Below are 22,429 nucleotides of genomic sequence, written 5' to 3'. Positions count from 1 at the left end.
CTCGTAGGTCCCTACTTCCTTGTCCGAGTGCGACCGTCGTCCCCCGATTGGGCCGGAAATACGTCTCGGTGCCGTCAATCAGAGCAATGGTCCCTGAGTCGACCGTACCTGTTGTGCGCGAATGAGGTCGACAACTCGCGCATGTTTGTCTGCAGTGCTGTGCGGGTCCTCACCATTGTGAGCCACCGCGGGTGAAAAAGCCGGGCCCGCCGCCCAGATGAGGACAGCGGGCCCGGGCGTGTCACTTCTGTCCGCTGAGCTTGCGGTAGTCGAAGACCTGATCGATGATGCCGTAATCCTTGGCTTCTTCGGCGGTCAGGATCTTGTCGCGGTCGGTGTCCTTGCGGACCTGCTCCTCGGGCTTGCCGGTGTGGCGCGAGATGGTGACTTCCATCAGGCGACGCATCCGCTCGATCTCGGCCGCGGCGATCTCGAGGTCGGATACCTGGCCCTGCACACCGCCCGAGGACGGCTGGTGGATCAGGATGCGCGCGTTGGGCAGCGCGGCACGCTTACCGGGGGCACCGGCGGCCAGCAGCACCGCGGCGGCCGAGGCGGCCTGACCCAGGCAGACCGTGACCACGTCGGGGCGCACGTACTGCATGGTGTCGTAGATCGCCATCAGCGCGGTGAACGAGCCACCGGGCGAGTTGATGTACATGGTGATGTCGCGGTCGGGGTCCTGGGACTCCAGCACCAGCAGCTGCGCCATGATGTCGTTCGCCGAGACGTCGTCGACCTGGTTGCCCAGGAAGATGATGCGCTCCTCGAACAGCTTGTTGTACGGGTCGGAGGTCTTGACGCCGAACGAAGTCTGCTCGGTGAACTGCGGCAGGATGTAGCGCGACTGCGGGAGGCCCGCACGGGAGCCGCCGTGGCCGGCGCGCGGGTCGAAGAGGTTGGCCATCGTTATCTCCAAGCTTGTCTCGAGTGAGGGGGGACGGCGGCGGTTACTTCGCCTGGTTCGCGTGCGCGACCACGTGGTCGATGAAGCCGTATTCCAGGGCTTCCTTCGCCGTGAACCAGCGGTCGCGGTCCGCGTCCTCGGTCACCTGCTCCACCGACTTGCCGGTGTGCAGCGACTGCAGTTCGTTGAGCTCACGCTTGGTGTGGGCGAACTGCTCGGCCATGATCGCGATATCGGCCGCCGAACCACCGATGCCCGCCGACGGCTGGTGCATCATGATCCGGGTGTGCGGCAGCGCGAAACGCTTGCCCTTGGTGCCCGCGGTCAGCAGGAACTGTCCCATCGACGCCGCCAAGCCCATCGCGACGGTCTTGATGTCGCACTCGGCGAACTGCATCGTGTCGTAGATGGCCATGCCCGCGGTGACCGAGCCACCGGGCGAGTTGATGTAGAGCGCGATGTCCTTCGTCGCGTCCTCGGCCGAGAGCAGCAGGATCTGCGCGCAGATCTTGTTCGCGATCTCATCGTCGACCTGGGTGCCCAGGAAGATGATGCGCTCGCGAAGCAGCCGTTCGTATACGGAATCACTGAGGTTGAGTCCAGCGGTAGCGGCTGTCATGACCCCTGCCTGGTTGATCGTCACGGATACCTGCCTTCTCTTCTCACCGATTGCTACGGCCATACGAATACGGTTCGTCGTCACAAACACTAACGAAGCAGGGCGGCACCGAACTCCCGGCACCGCCCTTCTTCGCTCAGAGCGCAATCTCGCCGCGCTCGATTCCACTCTTCGCGAGACGCGCTGCGACATTGGTTCGCTCGCGGCGCTTCCTCACGTGCGCAATCAAATCACGCGTCCGAAAGCTACTCGGCAGCGGCGTCTACCGGCTCGGCGTCAGCGGATTCCGCAGGGTCACCGAACATTTCGGTGGTGTCGACCACGTTGCCGTCGGAGTCGGTGACCTTCACCTGACCGACAACTCCGGCAAGGGCCTTGCCGCGTCGCACGTCGGCGAAGACCGCGCCGAGCTGGCCGGCCTGCTGCACCTGCTGGATGAACTGCTCCGGCGACATGCCGTAACGCTGGGCCTGGAACAGGATCCGCTCGGTCAGCTCCTGCTGGCCGACCTGGGTGTTCTCGGCCTCGGCGATGGCGTCGAGCAGCAGCTGGGTCTTCACCGACTTCTCGGCAGCTTCCTGGGTGTCCTTGTCGAACTCCTCGCGGGAGGAGCCCTGCGCCTCGAGCGCCTCGGCCAGCTTGGCCTCGTCGTGGTCGAAACCGTGCACGGCGTCGTGGACCACGGCGTCGACCTCGGCCTTGACGACGGCCTCGGGCAGCGGAACCTCGACGGTCTCGAGCAGGGTGTCGAGCACCTTGTCGCGGATCGAACCGGCCTGCTCGACCTTCTTGACGCGCTCGACGCGGCCCTTCAGGTCTTCCTTGAGCTCGTCGATGGTGTCGAACTCACTGGCCAGCTGGGCGAACTCGTCGTCGGCCTCGGGCAGCTCGCGCTCCTTCACCGACTGCACGGCGACGGTGATCAGTGCTTCCTTGCCCGCGTGGTCGCCCGCGACCAGGGTGGAGGTGAACTCGGCGGACTCGCCGGCCTTGAGGCCGATGACGGCCTCGTCGAGGCCCTCGATCAGCTGACCCGAACCGACCTCGTGCGACAGGCCGGTGGTGGCCGCCTCGGGGACGTCCGCACCGTCGACGGTGGCCGACAGATCGATCGACACGAAGTCGCCGTCGGCGACCGCGCGCTCGACACCGGTGAGGGTGCCGAAGCGCTGACGCAGCGAGGTGAGCTGCTCTTCGATGTCGTCGTCGCCGATGGTGAAGGAATCGACACTCACCTCGATGCCCGAGTAATCGGGCAGGGTGATCTCGGGGCGCACGTCGACCTCGGCGGTGAACGCCAGCTCGTCGCCGTCTTCGATCTTGGTGATCTCGATCTCGGGCTGGCCGATGACCTTGACCGCAGCGGTCTCGACGGCCTCGGCGTACTTGTTCGGCAGTGCGTCGTTGACGACCTGCTCGAGCACGGCGCCACGGCCGACACGGGTCTCGATCAGCTTGGCCGGAGCCTTGCCGGGACGGAAGCCGGGGATCTTGATCTGCTGTGCCAGCGCCTTGTATGCCTTGTCGAAGTCGGGCTTCAGCTCCTCGAAGGGCACCTCGACGTTGATCCGGACCCGGGTCGGGCTCAGCTGCTCGACGGTGCTCTTCACGGACATACTCCTTGGTTCGTAGTTCATGGTGGTGTCCCCGCGTGGGGCGACGCGCCATAGTCAGGCACGGCTAAGCCAGGTGCGGCGCGTAACGCGCATCCCGACCAGGGTAGTTGACCGCCTACGTGCTCGCGCAATCGGCGGTTGGTTGTGGGTGCGCTAGCGGCCGACCTGCACGGCATCGGTCACGAAGACCAGCGTCTCGTTCGGCGCCACGCCGTTGCCACCTTCGCCGTAGCCGAGGTTCGGCGGCACGATCAGCAGCCTGCGCGTGCCCTGCTGCACGCCGATCAGGCCCTCGTCCCAACCCTGGATGACCTGGCCGGTACCGAGGGTGAGCCCGAACGGCTTGCCGCGCTGGAAGGAGCTGTCGAGCACCTGCTTGTCCGACCAGGTGACCAGCTCGTAGTTCATGGTCAGCGGCTGTCCGGCCACCGCGCCGGGCCCGGTGCCGACCACCAGATCCTTGGTGATCAGGGTCTTGGGCGCATCGCAGGTGTCGGGGATGGTGATCTTGGGCGTCTCGCCGAAACCACCGCTGACCTTCACGTCGTCGGCGGTGCACTCGAGACCCGTGCTGGCGGAGTTGCCCGCCGCGCTGGTGCTCGGGGAGCTGGTCGAATCCGTGTCCGAGCCGCAGGCCGCTGTGGTGATCGCGGCGGCCGCGACGAGTCCGATTCCGATGATCCTGCCGAGAGAATGCATGGCCCGCACAGTAATCGACCGTCGTTTCGGCATCGGGTACCGGCACGACGGTAGGCTCGTCGGTGCGTTTCTCCACCGGTGTCGCCGGTCCTCGATCGGCGCCCGTGCAGGCCCCGCGGCGCGGACGGCGCCGCAAACTCCGGCGAGTACGAGGAGAGCCCGCGATGACCACGTTCGGCGATACCGCGGCGGACAACGTCGGCGACGACCAGGGCGAGACGATCGCCCCCGAGCCCTACGTTCTCACCGACGCGCCCGGCCCGCTCGCCCGCGCCGAGCTCGTCGCCGTCGACGCGTGGTGGCGGGCGTCGAACTATCTCGCGGTCGGCCAGATCTATCTGATGAGCAATCCACTGCTGCGCACCCCGCTGGTCCCCGACGACATCAAGCCGCGTCTGCTCGGCCACTTCGGCACCGTGCCCGGGTTGAATCTGGTCTGGGCCCATGCCAATCGGGTGATCCGGGAGCGCGGGCTGAACGCGGTGTACGTCGCAGGCCCCGGCCACGGCGGCCCTGGTCCCAACGCCTGCGCCTGGCTCGAGAACGCCTACGCCGAACTCGAGCCCGACATCGCCCGCGACGTGGACGGCATGCGCGAATTCTTCCACCGGTTCTCCTTCCCCGGCGGCGTGCCGAGTCACTGCGCGCCCGAGACACCCGGTTCCTTCCACGAGGGCGGCGAGCTCGGCTACTGCCTGCTGCACGCCTACGGCGCGGCCCTGGACAACCCCGATCTCGTCGTGTTCTGCGTGGTCGGTGACGGCGAGGCCGAGACGGGTCCGCTGGCGGGCAGCTGGCACGCGAACAAATTCCTCAACGCGGGTCGCGACGGCGCGGTGGTGCCGATTCTCGCGCTCAACGAGTACAAGATCGCCAACCCGACGATCTTCGCCCGCATCCCCGAGTCGGAACTGGTCGAACTGCTGCGCGGCTACGGCTACGAACCGCTGATCGTCTCCGGCAACGACCCTGCACCGGTGCACCAGGCGATGGCCGCCGCGATGAACACCTGCATGGACCGGATCGCCCAGTACCAGCGAGCCGCCCGCGAGGACGGCGACACGACCCGACCGCGCTGGCCGATGATCGTGATGCACACCCCGAAGGGGTGGACCTGTCCCCCGGTGGTCGACGGCCAGCGGGTCGAGGGCACGTTCCGCGCGCATCAGGTGCCGCTGCCCAACGCGCGCACCGACCCGGAACACCGCCGGGTGCTCGAGCTGTGGTTGCGGTCGTATCGACCGGAGGAATTGTTCGACGACGACGGCTCGCCGGTGCCCGCCCTCGTGGAGCAGATCCCAACGCGGCCGATGAGCCTCAATCCGATTGCCAACGGCGGCTTGCTGATTCGCGATCTCGACCTGCCCGACTGGCGTGACTACTGCGTAGACGTCGTGGCGCCCGGCGCGGGGCAGCACGAGGCGACCAGGGTGCTCGGCAGCTGGCTGCGCGATGTCACCGCGCGCAATCCGCACAACTTCCTCACCTTCGCCCCCGACGAACTGGCCAGCAACCGGTTGCAGGACATTCTCGAGGTGACCGGACGCGACTGGCAGGGCGAAGTCGGGCGCTGGGACGTCGATCTGTCGCCGGTCGGACGCGCGGTCGAGGTGCTGTCCGAGCACATGTGCGAAGGGCTGCTCGAGGGCTATCTGCTGACCGGCCGGCACGGCGTGTTCACCTGCTACGAGGCGTTCATCCACATCGTCGACGCGATGTTCAACCAGCACGCCAAGTGGCTCGATGCCAGCCTGCAGGTGCCGTGGCGGCGCAAGATCCCCAGCCTGAACTACCTGCTCACCTCGCATGTGTGGCGCCAGGACCACAACGGTTTCACCCATCAGGACCCCGGTTTCCTCGATGTGGTGGCAAACAAGAGCCCCGACATCGTGCGCGTGTATCTGCCGCCCGACGCCAATACCCTGCTCTCGACCTACGACCACTGTCTGCGGTCGCTGCACTACGCGAATGTGGTGGTCGCGGGCAAACAGCCAGGGCCCGACTGGCTTTCGGCCGAGCAGGCGGGGCCGCACTGCACGCGCGGACTCGGGATCTGGGATTGGGCGTGTCACAACGACGATCTCGGCACGACGCCCGATGTGGTGCTCGGCTGCGCGGGTGATGTGCCGACGCTGGAAACTCTGGCCGCGGTGGCGATTCTGCGAGATCGGCTGCCGGACCTACGGATTCGATTCGTCAATGTCGTCGACCTGATGCGCATGCTGCCTGCCGACGAACACCCGCACGGGCTGCCCGATGCCGAGTTCGACGCCCTGTTCACCACCGACCGCCCGGTGATCTTCGCCTTCCACGGCTACCCGTGGCTGGTGCACCGGCTCACCTACCGCCGCACCAATCACGCCAACCTGCATGTGCGCGGGTACAAGGAGAAGGGCACCACGACCACGCCCTTCGACATGGTGATGCTCAACGATCTCGACCGCTTCCACCTGGTTCTCGACGTGATCGACCGGGTTCCCGGACTGCGTGAACAAGCGGCTGGGCTGCGCCAGGAGATCGTCGACGCCCGGTTGATCGCCCGCCGGTGGACCCGTGAACAGGGCGCCGACATCCCGGTCGTCGCGAATTGGGCCTGGCCGGACTCGGCGATCCCCACCGCGGAGTAACGCAGTTGCGGCGCGGGCCCGCCCTGCACGACGATGAAGAGGATATGACCGAACCCCGCCGCACCGACCTGCTCCCCCGCGACCGCCGCGACCTGACCGGACCGTTCGACGTGATCGGCGACGTCCACGGCTGCCGCAGCGAACTGGAGACCCTGCTCGGCGAGCTCGGCTTCGCGATCGACCGCGACGACCGCGGCCGCGCGATCGGCGCTACCCACCCCGAGGACCGCACCGCGGTTTTCGTCGGCGATCTCGTCGACCGCGGCCCTGACACTCCCGGCGTGCTGCGCCTGGTGATGGGGATGGTGGCAGCGAAGACCGCGCTGTCGGTCACCGGCAATCACGACCACAAACTGATGCGCGCCCTCGACGGCCGCAATGTCCGCATCGCGCACGGCCTCGAACAGTCGCTGGCCCAACTGGCCGACGAAGACCTCGAATTCCGGACCGCCGCACACGCTTTCCTGCGCGATCTGCCCGCCCACTATCTCCTGGACGGCGGCAAGCTCGTCGTAGCCCACGCCGGTCTGCCCGCGAGCCTGCACGGCAGCACCTCCGGCCGAGCCCGCTCCTTCGCCCTCTACGGCGCCCCCACCGGCGAACTGGACGAGCACGGCTACCCCGTCCGCTACGACTGGGCCCAGGACTACCGGGGCACCGCCACCGTCCTCTACGGCCACACCCCGGTGCACAATCTGACCTGGGTCAACAACACCCTCTGCCTCGACACCGGCGCGGTCTTCGGCGGCACGCTGTCGGCGGTGCGGTATCCGGAGCTGACCACGATCTCGGTTCCCGCCGAACAGGTCTGGAGCGAGCGCGCGGGCATCACCCCGGGCGCGGCCGTACCGGACTAGACCTCGCCGCGGTCCTTCTTTATCTTGCGCCAGCCGCCCGCCCGGTTGTCGGCGATGATCTGTTTCAGCATCTTCGCCAGTGCTCGTTCGTTGAGGGTCTCGCCCTCGTGGACCGCGACCGTTCGGGCGGTCTTGTTGTCGTGGCCACCGGTGATGATGTTGTCGGGGTCGGGAACGATCGCGCCGTCGTAGAGGAAGATGTTGACGTGCGTCTTAGCGGCGAGCAGGGCGCAGATATTGCCGTCGAGGACGAAGTAGGGCCGGACTCTTCGCTTGACTGTTTCCGTCACATCGGGGTCGACCCCGTGGACGAGGACGCGCACCTGGTGACAGATCGCCTGCTGCCAGGCGGGGAGCGCGTCGATGTAGGCGTCGACGCGTGGATCGGCGACATAGGTCATCGGTCGATCCTGGATCGATCGTCATCGAATCGTCAACGCGAAACCCGGGTGTGACGTCGGTTTCTCGTGAGGGCAGGCCTACGATCAGCGCTGGACGACCCACTCACTGTTGAGGAGAGGTTCATGCGCCGAACACTGCTCGCACTGTCCGTACTCTGCCCGCTCGCGGTTGCTGGTATCGCGAGCGCCGATCCGGCACCGCCGGGGACCGGGACGTTGACGGTGCGGGCGTTCACCGGGTCCGAACCGATCCCGGTGAACCGGGCCACGATCGAGGTGACACCGTGCGATGCGAAGCAGGTCGTCGCCACCCTGGTGAGCGGGGCCGACGGGCACGTCACGGCGGACCTGCCCGTCGGCTGTTACGAGGCGCGGGTGGCGACGGTGCCCGGCGGCTGCGGGCTCACCGATACCGAGCCGGTCCGGGTTACCGTGGCGGCGGGCACCGACGCCCGCGCGGGTTTCCGCTTCGGCTGCGCCTAATCCTGCGGTCCGCCCGCCACGTAGAGCACCTGACCGGACACGAAACCGGCACCCTCGCTCGCGAAGAAAGATGCCGTGTTGGCGATATCGGCGGGAGTGCCGACCCGGTTGACCGGGATCGCCGCGGCGGCAGCGGCTTTGAACGCCTCGAAGTCGGCGCCGACGCGGGCGGCGGTGGCCGCGGTCATGTCGGTTTCGATGAAGCCGGGGGCGATCGCGTTGGCGGTGACGCCGAACTTGCCGAGTTCGAAGGCGAGAGTCTTGGTGAAGCCCTGCATGCCCGCCTTGGCGGCGGAGTAGTTGGCCTGGCCGCGGTTGCCGAGCGCCGAGGTGCTCGACAGGTTCACGATGCGGCCGAACTTCGCCTCCACCATGTGCTTCTGCACCGCGCGGGTCATCAGGAAGGCGCCGCGCAGGTGCACGTTCATGACGGTGTCCCAATCGTCGACCGACATCTTGAACAGCAGGTTGTCGCGCAGCACGCCCGCGTTGTTGACCAGGATCGTCGGCGCGCCGAGTTCGGTGGCGATCCGCTCCACCGCGGCCGCGACCGCCGCTTCGTCGGAAACATCGGCACCGACGGCCAGCGCGGTTCCGCCCGCGGCCTCGATGGCGGCGACGGTGCCGGCACAGGCGGCTTCGTCGAGGTCGAGCACGGCGACAGCATTGCCGTCGGCAGCGAGTTTGGCGGCGACGGCAGCACCGATTCCGCGTGCGGCACCGGTGACGATCGCGACCCTGGAGTCAGAAGGCATGAGCGCCACTCTATCGCGCCCCGAAATCGAAAAAAGCCCCTGGTCCGGGGCTGGATTCGAGTGATGGTCGGGGTGACAGGATTTGAACCTGCGACCCTCCGCTCCCAAAGCGGATGCGCTACCAAGCTGCGCTACACCCCGATACTTCACCGGCGGAGTACACCGACGAGGCAATACATGTTTGAGCGGGTGACGGGAATCGAACCCGCACCATCAGCTTGGAAGGCTGAGGTTCTACCATTGAACTACACCCGCAGGCATACGACATCGATGGGATCGCCACGATGTCGTGTGCGCCACGACTGTACCGAACCCCGCGCGAAAAACGCCAATCCGGCCCCGGCTTGCCCGTCGAGGCGCGCGCATCGGGCGCCGGTGTACCCACTCCCCCACGCGACCAACCGTCGCCATGCCCGATTAGGGCCTAATGACCCTATCCCCGAAACACCCTCCCGGCGACGATGGTTGGTGCGCTCACGGGGACCGGCGCCTGCTCCACCGGGGGATTAAACAGGAGAATTTTCCTTAAAAACCTGGCACGTGGGCGGCGAGTAGGCCACCATGAGAGTGCGCGTGACGGTTATTGCCACATCGTCACGACTCGCACCCGTGCCAGGAGGGACCCATGGCGACGCAACGGCCACCGCCCAGCAGAGGGCATCACGCTGCACGTTTCGGACTCTCGAAATTCTTTTCGGGAAATATGTAACGCCGGAGACTCTGCAGCGATGTCATAGCCGATCGCCATTCGCGAGAGATGCGAGAACACGTTCTAGAACGTGACTTTTCGGTCTCGGGTGGCTTGCTAGGATCCTTTTTGCCGGACGGGGGTATCTGGAAAGGGGGCGGTGAGCGTGTGCCGAACTCGGTGGACCCAACCGCGTAGCAGTGCGAATGATCGAGGTGGCAAGTTCGTCGCCACCCACCGCCGGTGATCTCGATGACCCACATCGAGCCACCGGTAGCCGCGATGGCCCGCGCCTGGGCCCGCGCGGTCTGCGCCGAACCGGGCTCTTCCACGGCGCCGCACCAGTTGGAGCCGGTGCTCGTCGACATCGTCGAGCGGCTGCTGCACCTGGCCCGGACCGAACCGTTCCCGGTTCCACAGGCGCGCAAGCTCGGCGCGCGGTTGGCCGAGGCACCGTTCGAACGCACCAGAATGCTGGCCCATGCCAGTCGCTGGCTGCTCGGTTTCCCCTCGGGGGTTCCGGGTTCGCTGGTGGCGACCCGCTGGCCGCTGGTGGCCAGCCAGGCCATCGACAGCTACGCACAGGCACTGCAGGAACGCGCTCTGGCGCAACAGGAACAGAACATCTCGGCGAAAGTGTCACTGCGCGTACAGGAGATCGCCGCGCTGCAGCACCGCTTGCGCCACGAGGCGACCCACGACGCACTCACCGATCTGGCGAACCGCACGCTGCTGCAGGAACGGGTACGCGCGTTCGCCGCCGACCCGAGCCGCGGTGTCGGTGTGCTGGTGGTGGACCTGGACCGCTTCAAACAGATCAACGACGGCTACGGACACGCGATCGGCGACGAGGTACTGGTCGAACTGGCCAATCGTTTGCGTGAGGTGTGCCCGCCCGACACGGTGATCTGCCGTTACGGCGGCGACGAGTTCGTGGTGGCGGCCAACCCGCGCCGCGACACCCTCGGCGAGCTGGCTCACCGGGTGGTCGCGGCACTGCGCGACCCGGTGTGGTCGAGCGCGGGACCCGTACCGGTTTCGGCCAGCGTGGGCACCGCTTTCTGCCCACCGGGAAAGACGTGCGATTTCACCGATCTGTTGCGTCGCGCCGACCGCGCGATGTACTCGGCGAAATCGGCGGGCGGGCGGCGTTTCGCGCTCGCTGAATCGGGCGACCCCGAACTGGGAACGGCGGTCGCCGGCTGAGTCGGATCGCGAAGCCTGCACTTCGCGGTCCGGCTCAGCCGATTTCTACCCGGGCTGACAGGTGGGGCACCAGAAGAGGTTTCGGCCTTCCATGACCTTGTGCGCGATGGGAGTCGCGCAGACCCGGCAGGGTTCGCCCTGGCGCCGGTAGACATAGGTGCGGGGGCGGTCCTTGTTGTAGGACGGTGCGCCGGTGTCGTGTTCGGGGCGGACCACGTGCATGCGGCCGGTGCTGACGCCGATCGGCATGAGGTCGACCAGGTCGGCCCAGAGCGCGTCCCAGTCGGCCGGGGTGATCGACGTGCCAGGACGAAAGGGTGAGATGCCGTGGCGGAACAGGACTTCCGCGCGGTAGACGTTGCCGACACCGGCGATCAAGGCCTGGTCCATCAGCAGTGCGCCGATCGCCCTGCGGGAGCGGCGGATTCGCGCGCCCGCTCGTTCATGGTCGGCGTCGGCGCGTAACGGATCGGCGCCGAGTCGCGCGGTGAGTACGTCCACCTCGGGCGGCATCAGCACTTCACACGCGGTTGGTCCGCGCAGATCGGTGCCGAAATCCGTTGCGGCACCGAGCATTCGCATCCGTACCTGCCCGACCGGCGCCGTCATCGGCAACTCGACCTCGCTGAAGGTGCCATACAACCCGAGATGCACGTGCACCGTCAGCCCGGACACATAGTGATGCAGCAGATGCTTGCCATAGGCCTCAGCCCGCTCCAGCACCTGTCCGTCCACGAGCGCGGCACCCTCGGTGAACCGCCCCTGCGGACTCGAAACCCGTACCACCCCACCGGAAAACCGCTGCTGATGCAGCTGCGCTATCCGGTGGAGGGTGTGTCCTTCAGGCACTCAGTACGCGGGGATCTCGGGGGCTTCGCCGGACTTCTCGTAGTCGGCCAGGATGTCGATGCGGCGCTGGTGGCGCGGCTCTTCCGACCAGGCCTGCGCGAGGAACGCGTCGACGATCGCGAGGGCTTCGGAGGTGGAGTGCATGCGGCCGCCGATGCCGATCAGCTGGGCGTTGTTGTGTTCGCGAGCCAGCTTGGCGGTTTCGACGCTCCAGGCCAGGGCGCAGCGGGCGCCGGGGACCTTGTTGGCGGCGATCTGCTCGCCGTTGCCGCTGCCGCCGAAGACCAGGCCGAGCGAGCCCGGATCGGCGACGGTGCGACGCGCGGCTTCGATGCAGAAGCCGGGGTAGTCGTCGAGAGCGTCGTATTCGAGGGCGCCACAATCGACGACCTCGTGTCCGGCCTCCTGCAGATGGGCCTTGACGTGATTCTTCAGTTCGAAACCGGCATGGTCGGCACCCAGGTAAACGCGCATGGCTGCGATTGTCGCAGGCCCGCTTAGAGTCGTTTCATGCACCCGCACGAACCGCATTCCCCGCATTCGGCAGGTTCCCCGCCGGAGCACACCGACCCCCAGCCCGAGCACACGCCGTCGCTGAACAAAGACGCCGCGCCGCCGTCACCGTGGGCACAACCCGATCCACGGACCGGCGGTTTCCCCGCGCATGGCAGTGCACCGCAGCCGCCTTTCCCTGGCCCGACCGGCCAGTATCCGCCCGTCGCACCGGGTCAGTACGCTCCCGGCCACTACCCGCCCGGCGGTCCGCCCGCACCCCCGCTGCACCGCCCGCGCGGCCTGATGCCGTGGGACCGCCCCGCCCGGCATCCCTGGGAGATCCCGCTGCTGATCGTGGTCATCATGATCACCGCCGTCGCGTACCTGCTGGCGCTGCTGCTGATGACGGTCGAGTTGTTCGCCGATCCTGTCGTCGACGAGAACGGTGTGGAGCAAGCCGGTTCGATTGCCACCAGCCCGTATGTCCTGCTGCTGTTGTTCGCGCCGGTGCTGCTGTGGGCCGGTCGTGGCATGAACCTCGCGACCCAGCGCGTGAACGGGGTGAAGATGTCGCCCACCCAGTTCCCCGAGGGGTACCAGCTGGTGCAAGAGGCGGCGGCGCGATTCGGGATGCACAAGGCGCCGGACGCGTACGTGATCCTGGGCAACGGCCAGATCAACGCGTTCGCCGCCGGGCACGGGTTCCGCCGGTTCGTGGTGGTCTACAGCGACCTGTTCGAAATCGGCGGCGCCGCACGCGAACCCGACGGCCTCGCGTTCATCATCGGCCATGAGGTAGGCCATATCGCCGCGGGCCACGTGTCGTATTGGCGACAGCTCGGGATGTTCGTCGCGCCGTGGTTGCCGCTGCTCGGGTCGTCGCTGATCCGCGCCCAGGAGTACACCGCCGACAATCACGGCTTCTGTTTCCGTCCGCACGGCGCACCCACCGCGATGGCCACGCTGGCCGCGGGCAAGTACCTCAACACCGATGTCGGTGTCGACGAGATGGCCGATCGGGCCGCCTCCGACAGGGGCGGTTTCATCTGGCTGGTCAACGCGATGGCCAGCCACCCGGTGCTCACCTGGCGGATGTGGGCACTGCGCGATCGCAGCAAGCCGGGCCCGATGTTCTGGCGTCCGAGCGCCCCGCAACCCGGCATGATCGGGCCGCCGGGTGGTTATCCGCTGAATTCGGCGCCGCCGGCGTTGCCGCCGAAACCCGTCTGATCGGTGCGGGGGGGTGCCGACGCCGGCACCCCCCGCACTGCACGATCAGTCGAAGACCGGGTCCTCGGTGCGCGTGCGCTTGAGCTCGAAGAAGTGCGGGTACGAGGCCAGCGCGACCACGCCGTCCCACACCCGGCCCGCGTCCTCACCGCGCGGAATGCGCGAGAGCACCGGCCCGAAGAACGCGGAGCCGTTCACGTGGATGGTCGGCGTACCCACATCGGGGCCGACCTTGTCCATGCCCGCGTGATGGCTGGCCCGCAGCGCCTCGTCGTAGTCGGTGCTGGTGGCGGCCTTCGCGAGTTCGGCGGGCAGGTCCAGCTCCGCGAGCGAATCGGCGATCACCGCGTCGAAGGTTTCCTGTAGCGTCTCGCGCTCGTACTCGGACTTGCGGTCGTGGATCCGGGTGCCCATCGCGGTGTAGAGCGGGAGCAGGATCTCGTCGCCGTACTTCTGACCAGCGGCGATGACGACCCGCACCGGGCCCCAGGCGGCGGCCATCATGTCGACATAGACCTGCGGCAGGTCGTCTTTGCCCTCGTTGAGCACCGCCAGGCTCATCACGTGGAAGCGCGCCTCGATATCGCGCACCTTCTCGACTTCCAGGATCCACCGCGAGGTGATCCAGCACCACGGGCACAGCGGGTCGAACCAGAAATCGGCGACATCCTTGGTGGCCTGCTCGCTCACGATGGGTTCCTCTCGGGTCAGCTGCGGCGGGTGGGACCGCCGGTGTCGACTGGTGCAACCGCGGCGGCGCCGTAATCGTTCCCGTCGCCGAGAACGCGCACTAAGCTCGGGGTGCGAGGAGTCCGGGTCGTCCGCGAGAAGGGGTCCGTTCATGAGCTCGAATCAGCATTTCGTCGTCATCGGTGGGGGTCTGGGCGGGGCGAAGATCGCCGAAGCCCTGCGCGCCAACGACTTCGACGGCCACGTCACTGTGCTGGCCGCCGAAGAAGAGCTGCCCTACGAGCGCCCGCCACTGTCGAAACAGCATCTGGCGGGCACCCAGCAACTGCCCGATTTCACCGTGGACACGGCCTCCTGGTACCGCGATCACCACGTCGACCTGCGGCTCGGCACCACAGCGACCGCGTTCGATCCGATCGCCAAGACCGTGACGCTGCCCGACGGTTCCACGCTCGACTACGACAAGCTCGCCCTTGCCACCGGTTCGCGAGCCCGCACGCTCGACATTCCCGGCGCCGATGCGCCGAACGTCTACACCCTGCGCACCATCGGCGATTCGAACGCGCTGCTCGAGATACTGCGCACGGACCGGCAGCTGGTCATCATCGGGGCCGGGTGGATCGGCCTCGAAGTCGCCGCGCAGGCCCGCGCCAAGGGCGTCGAGGTTACGGTGATCGAGTCGGCCGACCTGCCACTGCTCGGCGCGCTCGGCCCCGAGATGGGCGAGTTCTACGCCGGTCTGCATCGCACGCACGGCGTCGACCTGCGCACCAACACCTCCGTCGACGCGATACTCACCGACGAGGGTGAGGCGACCGGCGTGCAGCTCGGCGACGGCACCGTAGTGCCCGCACAGGCGGTGCTGGTTGCGGTGGGCGCACAGCCCAATATCGAGACCGCGACCGCGGCTGGGCTGGCGGTCGACGGCGGCGTACTGGTGGACGCGGCGCTGTGCACCAGCAACCCCGATGTCGTCGCGGTGGGCGACATCGCCGAGCAGGACCATCCGCTGCTGCACCGGCCGATCCGCATCGAGCACTGGGCGACCGCGCTGAACCAGCCCGCCGTCGCCGCGCAGACGATGCTGGGCAAAACCGCTGTCTACGACCGGCTTCCGTACTTCTTCAGCGATCAGTACGACGTGGGGATGGAGTACTCCGGCTATGTCGGGCGCGGCGACGACGTGCGGGTGGTGGTGCGTGGCGAGCTCGACGAGCGCGAGTTCGTCGCGTTCTGGCTCGACGAGCAGAACAAGGTACGTGCGGGGATGAACGTCAACGTGTGGGATGTGACCGACCGGATCAAGGAGCTGATCGGCTCGGCGGAACCCGTAGATCCCGATCGGCTCACCGACACGAGCATCCCACTGTGACTCAGTTCACAGCGATGGTTGTGTCGAAGACCGCTCGCCGGCTCCGACCAACTGTCGAACGCGCCACAAGGGCGCATCGAGCAGGATGCCGAACCATGAAATTCATGCTGGTCAAGACCTATTCCGAGGCCGCGTACTGCGATATCGCGCTGCCGGAGTGGGCACCCGAGGACATCGCCGCCCACATCGACTTCCAGCGGGCACTGGGCGAACAGCTCGCCGCCGCGGGTGAACTCGTCGACGCCCAGGGCCTGGCCGCACCCGATCAGGCGATCATCGTCTGCTCCGATGGCCGGTCGGCACCGGTCGTGACAGACGGGCCTTTCCCGGAGACCAAGGAGTTCCTGGCCGGCTTCTGGGTGGTCGATGTCGATTCGGTCGAGCGCGCGGTCGAGATCGCCGCGCAAGCCTCCGCGGCGCCCGGCCCCGGCGGCAAGCCGATCGGTGAATACATCGAGGTGCGTCAGATCATGAGCGCACCCGACGTCGCGTGATCGAGGCACGCCCCCGCGTCGAGCACCTGCTGCGTGAACTTTCGCCGCAGGTCCTCGGCGTATTGGTCCGCCGCTTCGGCGATTTCGACCTCGCCGAGGATTCGGTGCAGGACGCGCTGCTCGCGGCCTCGACCCAGTGGAATCAGGAAGGGCTGCCGGACAATCCACGCGGCTGGCTGATCCAGGTGGCGCAGCGCCGGATGGCGGACGCGGTGCGCGCCGAGGTGGCGCGGCGACGCAGGGAGACCACGGTTTTCGTGCGGGACGTGCCCGTCGACGTGGTCGACCGCGATGACACCCTCGACCTGTACTTCCTGTGCTGCCATCCCGACTTGCCGCCTGCCGGGGCCGTCGCCCTGACGCTGCGGGCGGTCGGCGGCCTGAGTACCGCAGAGATCGCGGCCGCTTTCCTTGTCCCGGAATCGACGATGGGGCAACGTATTTCGCGGGCAAAGAAGCGACTGGCGGAATCGGAGCGGCCGTTCGCCGACGGCGCGCACGACAGCACCCGGGTGAGTGCGGTGCTGCAGGTGCTGTACGTGATCTTCACCGAGGGGCACACCAGCAGTTCGGGTGCGGGATTGCGGCGTGGGGATCTGTCGGCCGAGGCGATCCGGCTCACCCGCGCCCTGCGCGCGCTGGTCCCCGAGAACACCGAGGTCACCGGCCTGCTCGCGCTGATGCTGCTCACCGACGCACGCCGCGCCGCCCGCTGCGGACCACACGGCGAACTGATCCCCCTCACCGAACAGGACCGCTCGCGCTGGGACCGCCCGCAGATCACCGAGGGGCTGCGCCTGCTCACCGCGACCCTGCCCGCCGGGCTGACCGGGCTGTACCAGTTGCAGGCCGCCATCGCGGGCCTGCACGCCGAGGCCCGCCGCCCCGAGTACACCGACTGGTCGCGAATCCTGGTGCTCTACACCATGATCGAACGCCTTGCCCCGAACCCGATGGTCACCCTCAACCGTGCGGTGGCCACCGCGATGGTGCACGGTCCGGCCGCCGGGCTGGCGGTCGCGGACAGCGTCGCCGAACCGCTCTCGCGCTCACACCGGCTCGCGGCGGTCCGCGGGCACCTGCACGAAATGGCCGGTGAGCGGGCCGCCGCCGTGCGCGAGTACCAGCGCGCCGCGAGGCAGACCGCGAGCGTGCCGGAACGCGATTACCTCCTGCTGCGCGCCGCCGGACTGCGGGCGGGCGACGCGATCTGACGCGGCGCTACCGACCTCGACCGACGCCGTCTCCACTGGCAGACTCACTGCGATGACGGACGTATTCAGCGCGGGCGTGCTGGTGTATCGCCGGAGCGAGGCCGGGATCGAGGTGCTGCTCGGGCACATGGGCGGGCCGCTGTGGGCGAAGAAGGACGCGTCGGCCTGGTCGATTCCCAAGGGCGAGTACGAGCCCGAGGAGACCGCACGCGACGCGGCCGCGCGGGAGTTCACCGAGGAGCTCGGGCTGCCGGTGCCCGCGGGCGAGTGGCTCGACCTCGGCGAGGTGAGTTATCGCAGCGGGAGCAAGCGCAAGTTCCTCACCGTGTGGGCGGTCGAGGGCGATCTCGACCTTGCCGAGATAGTGCCGGGCACCTTCGAGATGGAGTGGCCGCCGCGGTCGGGGCGACTCGCGGAATTCCCCGAGATCGACCGCGCTGCCTGGTTCGATCCCGGCACCGCGGCGGACAAGCTCGGCAAAGGACAGCGCCCCTTCCTCACCCGGCTCACCGAACAGCTGCCATGAAATCGGAGTAGATTTCAACCATGCCCAGCGACTTGCAGCTGAAGATCATGAACACCGTCCACCGCACGCTGCTCACGGTGACCGGCGGGCGCATCGGCAACTCGATCTTCGGGATGCCGTCGCTGCAACTCACCACGATCGGCCGCAAAACCGGTGACCCACGCAAGGTCATGCTCACCACACCCGTCATCGACGGCGACACGATCGTCGTCGTCGCCTCCCGCGGTGGCGACCCCACCCATCCCGCTTGGTTTTTGAACCTGCGCGACAACCCGAACGTCGAGGTGTCGCTGCGCGAGGGTCCCGAGCGCCCGATGACGGCCCACGTCGCCACCGCCGAGGAACGCGCGACACTGTGGCCAAGGGTCACCGCGGCCTACAAGGGGTACGCGGACTACCAGACGAAAACCACCCGCGAGATCCCCTTGGTCCTCCTCACGCCGAGAAGCTGACTGCGCGCGCTCATCGCTTGGCGCGACTCCGTCGCAGCGAAGGTGTGCGCTACACCAGCGCTGCCCGGAACTCCGTGGGACTCGTCCCGCGGAGCCGCTTGAACGCCGCGCTGAAGCCGAAGGCATCGGAGTAGCCGACGGTTGTCGCCACCTGCGCGACGCTGCGGGCGGGGTCGGCGAGCAGTTCCTCGGCTTCGGCCATTCGCCACTCGGTGAGGTAGGCCAGTGGCGGTTCGCCCATCACCTCACTGAAGCGCCGGGCGAACAGGGCGCGCGAGACCGCCGCCTCGGTGGCCAGGCTCGCCACGGTCCAGCGGTGGAACGGCCGGTCGTGGATGGCGGTGAGCGCGGGGCCGACGATCGGGTCGGCCATCCCGCGGTACCAGGCGGGCGCGCAGTGTTGCTGTTCGGCGAGCCAGGAGCGCAGCGTGCAGACCAGCGCCCAGTCCAGCAGCCGGTCCATCAGCGCCTGCGAGCCCGCGCTGAAGCGCACCGCGTCGGCGGCGGATCGTTCCAGCCACAAACACATCTCAGGGTCTTCGTGGACCACCATCACCTGCGGCAGCGCCCGCAACAGCCGCTCGTGGCGTCGCCCCGAGGCGCGATAGGCGCCTACCAGCAGCGAAGTCTCCTCCGGTGCGCCCTCTTTCGCGGGCGCGTCGATCAATTCGGGTACCGCACAGTCGAAATCGGCGGGACCGAAGCCGTCCGGCACGAAACAGGACAGCTCGTAGCGCGCGTGCGGACTGTCCAGCGCGGCGGGAGTATCGACCAGATGGAACGGTTCACCTGCCTGCACGAGCGCGGTGTCACCGGCGATCAGACTCGTGCGTGAGCCATCCGCGAGCACCAGCGTGCCGCCACCACGCAGCACCGTCACCATGATCAGCGGAGCACGGTCGGCGAAGCGAATCGTCCACGGTGGGCGCAGCACAGCATGGGCGACGACCGATCCTTCGGCACGAATGCCGCTCAGCAACGAACTCAACGGGTCCACAGCACCAGCGTAGACGAATTCCTATCGACCCGAGATGATCAGCCATAGATCGTCCACGCATTTCGCGGTTGACTCGATACACCGGGCCGAACAGCCCGCACCACGATCGAACAGGAGCTCACCGTGACCCAGTCCGCCGCCACCACGACTGCCACCGCCGAACTGACCACCACCGGATCGAGCACCGCCGACTCCGCACCGACCGCGCTCGTCGTGCTCGGCCACCATCGCGCCGACTCGCTGTCGGCCCATATCGCGGGCCGGGCCGTCGACCGGCTCACCGCCGCCGGCTACGCCATCGATTTCCTCGATCTGCACGCCGAGAATTTCGACCCGAGGATGACCGTGGCCGACCAGCCCGAGTGGGGCAACCGCGACAAGGTCTACTCCCCCACCGCCGAGGCGCACATGCGGCGCGTGCTGGCCGCCGACGTCATCGTCGTGGTGTTCCCGGTCTATTGGCAGAGCGTGCCCGCGATGCTCAAGGGCTGGATCGATGCTGTCTGGAACTACGGTTTCGCCTACGGCCGCAGCAAGCCACGCCTGGCGGGCAAGCGCATCCTGTGGCTCGGATTGGCCGGTGCCACAGCCGGTGACGCGATTGTCCCCGGCATGCAGCAGCTGCTGGAGGCCCAGCTCAACGTGGGTCTGGCCGAATACGCCGGTATCGCGATTTCCCGGGTCGGGCTGCTCCCCGACGCCGAGGAGCAGCCCCAAAGTATCGATGCCGAGGGCAATCTCGTGATCGGCGAGGCGATCAGCGGCGACGCGCGGACCACCCACTACGCCGCCTTCGAGGCAAAAGCCGAAGCCTTCGTCGACGACTTGCTCGCCCTCGACCTGGTCAATGCTTGATATACGAGATCCCTACTCCGACAACGCCATCGACGCGTACACGCGCTGACCACCCGGCGTGATCGGCGCGCACCGGACGATCGGCCCGACTGCGCAGTGACCCTCCCTGGTCACTGCGGGGTCGGGCCTGCGGCCTGATCGCCTCGTTCGGTTCCAGGATGACCCGGGACGTAGCCCGGTTGAATACGGTCACAGACCGGCGAGACCGTCGCGCAGGACTCCGTAGAGCTCGGTGGGGTTGCCGGATTCTGCGGCGGACTTGTCGATCAGGTCGATGGCGGCGGCGGTGAACTCGTCGCTCTGCGGCTGCACGTAGTCCGCCGGATTGTCGATGCCCGCCGCAAACCCTTCCAGCAAGGTCGCCATCGTCTGCAGGAACGGCCCCATCAACTCGGCCAGGCGCGCGGCCGAGCCACCCGTGGAGCGGACCATCGCGCCGCCCTGACGGAACGCGGCGAACATGGCGTACATGCCGCCGAGGATCGAGACGTCGTACATGGCGGCGGCACCGAGATCCTCGCCGACGAATTCGGCGCGACCGAACAATTCCAGCACCGCGCGGAATCGCTCGAATCCGGCGACGGCACCGCTGTAGAGCACGAAAGCCGCAGGTCCACCGATCATTTCGGGCACCGCCATGATGCCGCCGTCGATCAGCTCGACCGCCTCGGCCTCGGCCCAGCGACCCAGCGAGCGCGCCTGCTCCGGCGAGGTGGTGGTCAGATTGACCACCACCTTCCCGCGCACCTGCGCCGCGGCGGGCTCGAGGTGTTCGCGCACCGCGGCGTCGTCGAGCACGCACAGGATCACCAGGTCCCCCGCCGCCATCGCCTCGGCGGCATTCGCCGCGACCTTCGCGCCGTGAGCCACCAATGCCTCGGCCCGCGCCGGGGTGCGGTTCCATACCGTCACCTCATGGCCGCCCGCCAGCAGAGCCTTCGCCAGCGCGGCACCCATCGCGCCGAGTCCGATCACCGAAACATGCTGTGCTGCAGTCTGGTTGGCCATTGTTCTCCTTGTTCCGAAGTTCTTCGCTGCCGCTCGGCAACGCACTCCTAGAATCTAGGGTTACACTACAATCGACAAGTACCGACTATGAAGTGCAATACCCACCAAAAGGTAAGTAAGGCGACCATGAAGCTGCGAGAACGTCCCTATTCCTGCGGTATCGATGCCGCGCTCGACGTTGTCGGCGGGAAGTGGAAGGCGCTGATCCTGTGGGCCCTTTCCACCGGCACCCAACGCTTCGGCGACCTGAAACGGCTGATCCCCGGCGTGACCGAGAAGATGTTGATCCAGCAGCTACGCGAGCTCGAACACGACGGCATCATCGGCCGCGAGGTCTACGCGCAGGTGCCCCCGAAGGTCGAGTACTCGCTCACCGAACGGGGGGTGTCACTCAACGCGGCGCTGGTCACCCTCGGCGCCTGGGGCAACGAGAACTTGGAACATATCTGCGCGGTCAAGGGTGTGGACGCACCCGTGCACTGACGCGATACTCCAACGGCCCATCGACCGGCGCCGCCGCGGATCAAGCCTGATTCCACCGCCGGCCGGTGATGCGTTCGTAGGCCTCTTCGTACTTGCGACGCGTCCCCTCGACGACGTCGGCGGGGATCTCGGGGCCCGGATATTCCTTGTTCCAGCCGGTCGAGGTCGACCAGTCGCGCACGAACTGCTTGTCGAAGGAGCGCTGGGCCCGGCCCGGCTCCCACTCGTCGGCCGGCCAGAAGCGGGAGGAATCCGAGGTCAGCACCTCGTCACCGAGGGTGAGAACATCACCGTCCCAACCGAATTCGACCTTGGTGTCGGCCACGATCACGCCCGCCTTCGCCGCGTGCTCGGCTCCGCGCGAGTAGATCTCGAGGGTGAGATCACGCAGCTTCTCGGCCACCTCGCGACCCTCTTGATTCACCACATCGGCGAAGCTGATCGCCTCGTCATGGCCTTCGGAAGCCTTGGTCGACGGGGTGAAGATCGGCTCGGGCAATTTGTCGCCGTCACGCAGCCCGGCAGGCAACGCGATCCCCGACACGGTCCCCGACCGCTGGTACTCCTTCAGCCCCGACCCGGTCAGATATCCCCGCGCGATGCACTCGACCGACAGCATCTTCAACGGCTTCACCCGAATCCCACGCCCGGCGAACTCGGCGGGCACGTCGGTCGCCGAGACCACGTGATTCGGAATCCCGGTGAAGTACTCGAACCACCAGTTCGACAGCTGCGTCAACAACGCGCCCTTGTCCGGAATCGGCGTCGGCAGCACCACGTCATAGACCGAAACCCGGTCCGACGCGACGAGCAGCAGGGTATCGCCGTCCTCGTAGAGGTCACGAACTTTCCCGGCGTGCACATGCTTCAACGTCGAGCCTCCGAATCCTGGGTCCACATACTGAG

At 67.4% G+C, this 22,429-nt stretch carries 24 protein-coding genes and 2 tRNA genes; 12 read left to right on the top strand and 14 right to left on the bottom strand.

The features are described 5' to 3' along the window. Nucleotides 1-241: 241 nt before the first annotated feature. The 4 genes from ACQHI0_RS01855 to ACQHI0_RS01840 all read right to left on the bottom strand — a co-directional run bounded on the left by ACQHI0_RS01855 (nt 242) and on the right by ACQHI0_RS01840 (nt 3,841). Nucleotides 242-907 (bottom strand): ATP-dependent Clp protease proteolytic subunit, encoded by a 666-nt coding sequence (locus tag ACQHI0_RS01855; protein ID WP_427906211.1) that lies wholly within the window; start codon nt 905-907, stop codon nt 242-244. Between the two features lie 43 nt (nt 908-950). Beyond that, complete coding sequence (locus tag ACQHI0_RS01850; RefSeq protein ID WP_056821854.1) at nt 951-1,526, bottom strand: ATP-dependent Clp protease proteolytic subunit; 576 nt, start codon at nt 1,524-1,526, stop codon at nt 951-953. Between the two features lie 245 nt (nt 1,527-1,771). After that, nucleotides 1,772-3,136: a trigger factor gene (tig, locus tag ACQHI0_RS01845; protein ID WP_427906210.1), complete on the bottom strand. Its 1,365-nt coding sequence runs from the start codon at nt 3,134-3,136 to the stop codon at nt 1,772-1,774. Nucleotides 3,137-3,295: 159 nt separating this feature from the next. Beyond that, nucleotides 3,296-3,841, bottom strand: a complete 546-nt coding sequence (locus ACQHI0_RS01840) for an FKBP-type peptidyl-prolyl cis-trans isomerase (protein ID WP_427906209.1) — start codon at nt 3,839-3,841, stop codon at nt 3,296-3,298. Between the two features lie 164 nt (nt 3,842-4,005). Here ACQHI0_RS01840 and ACQHI0_RS01835 point away from each other — a divergent pair, with 164 nt between their 5' ends. Both ACQHI0_RS01835 and ACQHI0_RS01830 read left to right on the top strand, forming a co-directional pair. After that, entirely contained in the window at nt 4,006-6,468 is a 2,463-nt protein-coding gene (locus tag ACQHI0_RS01835) for a phosphoketolase family protein (protein ID WP_427906208.1), read from the top strand. A gap of 44 nt (nt 6,469-6,512) precedes the next feature. Further along, nucleotides 6,513-7,325, top strand: a complete 813-nt coding sequence (locus ACQHI0_RS01830) for a metallophosphoesterase (RefSeq protein WP_427906207.1) — start codon at nt 6,513-6,515, stop codon at nt 7,323-7,325. Here the strand turns inward: ACQHI0_RS01830 and ACQHI0_RS01825 are convergent. Beyond that, nucleotides 7,322-7,726 (bottom strand): DUF1801 domain-containing protein, encoded by a 405-nt coding sequence (locus tag ACQHI0_RS01825; RefSeq protein ID WP_427906206.1) that lies wholly within the window; start codon nt 7,724-7,726, stop codon nt 7,322-7,324. The genes ACQHI0_RS01830 and ACQHI0_RS01825 overlap by 4 nt on opposite strands. Nucleotides 7,727-7,849: 123 nt before the next feature. Between ACQHI0_RS01825 and ACQHI0_RS01820 the strand changes: the two genes are divergently transcribed. Then, a complete protein-coding gene (locus tag ACQHI0_RS01820) occupies nt 7,850-8,209 on the top strand; it encodes a hypothetical protein (protein ID WP_427906205.1) in 360 nt (119 codons plus the stop codon). On the opposite strand, the gene fabG is transcribed toward ACQHI0_RS01820, so the two are convergent. The 3 genes from fabG to ACQHI0_RS01805 all read right to left on the bottom strand — a co-directional run bounded on the left by fabG (nt 8,206) and on the right by ACQHI0_RS01805 (nt 9,219). Next, a complete protein-coding gene (gene fabG / locus ACQHI0_RS01815; protein WP_427906204.1) occupies nt 8,206-8,964 on the bottom strand; it encodes a 3-oxoacyl-ACP reductase FabG in 759 nt (252 codons plus the stop codon). The genes ACQHI0_RS01820 and fabG overlap by 4 nt on opposite strands. A gap of 64 nt (nt 8,965-9,028) precedes the next feature. Further along, a tRNA-Pro gene (locus tag ACQHI0_RS01810) sits at nt 9,029-9,105 on the bottom strand. Nucleotides 9,106-9,148: 43 nt separating this feature from the next. Then, nucleotides 9,149-9,219, bottom strand: a tRNA-Gly gene (locus tag ACQHI0_RS01805). 685 nt (nt 9,220-9,904) lie between these two features. Between ACQHI0_RS01805 and ACQHI0_RS01800 the strand changes: the two genes are divergently transcribed. Beyond that, complete coding sequence (locus ACQHI0_RS01800) at nt 9,905-10,858, top strand: GGDEF domain-containing protein (protein ID WP_056821857.1); 954 nt, start codon at nt 9,905-9,907, stop codon at nt 10,856-10,858. A 45-nt stretch (nt 10,859-10,903) separates the two neighbouring features. Here ACQHI0_RS01800 and ACQHI0_RS01795 read toward each other — a convergent pair whose 3' ends face one another. Beyond that, nucleotides 10,904-11,707, bottom strand: coding sequence for an Fpg/Nei family DNA glycosylase (locus ACQHI0_RS01795; protein WP_427906203.1), 804 nt, complete (start codon nt 11,705-11,707; stop codon nt 10,904-10,906). After that, the gene (locus tag ACQHI0_RS01790) at nt 11,708-12,181 is read right to left on the bottom strand and encodes a ribose-5-phosphate isomerase (protein ID WP_427906202.1); all 474 of its coding nucleotides are present in this window, start codon (nt 12,179-12,181) and stop codon (nt 11,708-11,710) included. A 36-nt stretch (nt 12,182-12,217) separates the two neighbouring features. On the opposite strand from ACQHI0_RS01790, the gene ACQHI0_RS01785 reads away from it, so the two are divergent. Further along, nucleotides 12,218-13,432, top strand: coding sequence for a M48 family metallopeptidase (locus tag ACQHI0_RS01785; protein ID WP_427906201.1), 1,215 nt, complete (start codon nt 12,218-12,220; stop codon nt 13,430-13,432). Between the two features lie 45 nt (nt 13,433-13,477). Here ACQHI0_RS01785 and ACQHI0_RS01780 read toward each other — a convergent pair whose 3' ends face one another. Continuing rightward, nucleotides 13,478-14,122: a DsbA family protein gene (locus tag ACQHI0_RS01780; RefSeq protein ID WP_427906200.1), complete on the bottom strand. Its 645-nt coding sequence runs from the start codon at nt 14,120-14,122 to the stop codon at nt 13,478-13,480. Nucleotides 14,123-14,273: 151 nt separating this feature from the next. On the opposite strand from ACQHI0_RS01780, the gene ACQHI0_RS01775 reads away from it, so the two are divergent. From ACQHI0_RS01775 to ACQHI0_RS01755, 5 genes are all read left to right on the top strand, one after another. Then, on the top strand, nt 14,274-15,494 hold the full coding sequence (locus ACQHI0_RS01775; RefSeq protein WP_427906199.1) for an NAD(P)/FAD-dependent oxidoreductase: 1,221 nt from the start codon (nt 14,274-14,276) through the stop codon (nt 15,492-15,494). 95 nt (nt 15,495-15,589) lie between these two features. Further along, nucleotides 15,590-15,988 carry a YciI family protein gene (locus ACQHI0_RS01770; protein ID WP_427906198.1) on the top strand — a complete coding sequence of 133 codons (399 nt, stop codon included), beginning with the start codon at nt 15,590-15,592 and terminating at the stop codon, nt 15,986-15,988. Further along, entirely contained in the window at nt 15,985-17,202 is a 1,218-nt protein-coding gene (locus tag ACQHI0_RS01765; RefSeq protein WP_427906197.1) for an RNA polymerase sigma factor, read from the top strand. The genes ACQHI0_RS01770 and ACQHI0_RS01765 overlap by 4 nt, the downstream gene beginning before the upstream one ends. 52 nt (nt 17,203-17,254) lie before the next feature. After that, nucleotides 17,255-17,728, top strand: a complete 474-nt coding sequence (locus ACQHI0_RS01760; RefSeq protein ID WP_427906196.1) for an NUDIX domain-containing protein — start codon at nt 17,255-17,257, stop codon at nt 17,726-17,728. Between the two features lie 20 nt (nt 17,729-17,748). Continuing rightward, a complete protein-coding gene (locus tag ACQHI0_RS01755; protein ID WP_427906195.1) occupies nt 17,749-18,180 on the top strand; it encodes a nitroreductase family deazaflavin-dependent oxidoreductase in 432 nt (143 codons plus the stop codon). 49 nt (nt 18,181-18,229) lie between these two features. Here the strand turns inward: ACQHI0_RS01755 and ACQHI0_RS01750 are convergent, their stop codons facing one another. Further along, entirely contained in the window at nt 18,230-19,177 is a 948-nt protein-coding gene (locus tag ACQHI0_RS01750) for an AraC family transcriptional regulator (RefSeq protein WP_427906194.1), read from the bottom strand. Between the two features lie 123 nt (nt 19,178-19,300). On the opposite strand from ACQHI0_RS01750, the gene ACQHI0_RS01745 reads away from it, so the two are divergent. Beyond that, nucleotides 19,301-20,032: an NAD(P)H oxidoreductase gene (locus tag ACQHI0_RS01745; RefSeq protein WP_427906193.1), complete on the top strand. Its 732-nt coding sequence runs from the start codon at nt 19,301-19,303 to the stop codon at nt 20,030-20,032. Nucleotides 20,033-20,221: 189 nt separating this feature from the next. Here the strand turns inward: ACQHI0_RS01745 and ACQHI0_RS01740 are convergent, their stop codons facing one another. After that, complete coding sequence (locus ACQHI0_RS01740; RefSeq protein ID WP_427906192.1) at nt 20,222-21,085, bottom strand: NAD(P)-binding domain-containing protein; 864 nt, start codon at nt 21,083-21,085, stop codon at nt 20,222-20,224. Nucleotides 21,086-21,166: 81 nt separating this feature from the next. On the opposite strand from ACQHI0_RS01740, the gene ACQHI0_RS01735 reads away from it, so the two are divergent. Then, nucleotides 21,167-21,523 (top strand): winged helix-turn-helix transcriptional regulator, encoded by a 357-nt coding sequence (locus ACQHI0_RS01735; RefSeq protein ID WP_427906191.1) that lies wholly within the window; start codon nt 21,167-21,169, stop codon nt 21,521-21,523. A gap of 40 nt (nt 21,524-21,563) precedes the next feature. Here ACQHI0_RS01735 and ACQHI0_RS01730 read toward each other — a convergent pair whose 3' ends face one another. Continuing rightward, entirely contained in the window at nt 21,564-22,394 is an 831-nt protein-coding gene (locus ACQHI0_RS01730; protein WP_427909047.1) for a phosphoribosylaminoimidazolesuccinocarboxamide synthase, read from the bottom strand. Nucleotides 22,395-22,429: the final 35 nt, after the last annotated feature.

It is taken from the genome of Nocardia sp. FBN12 (genome assembly GCF_050320175.1).
In the GTDB taxonomy this organism is placed as follows: domain Bacteria; phylum Actinomycetota; class Actinomycetes; order Mycobacteriales; family Mycobacteriaceae; genus Nocardia.
The sequence above is the reverse complement of the archived record's forward strand: the minus strand, read 5'-3'. Positions and strand labels throughout refer to the sequence as shown.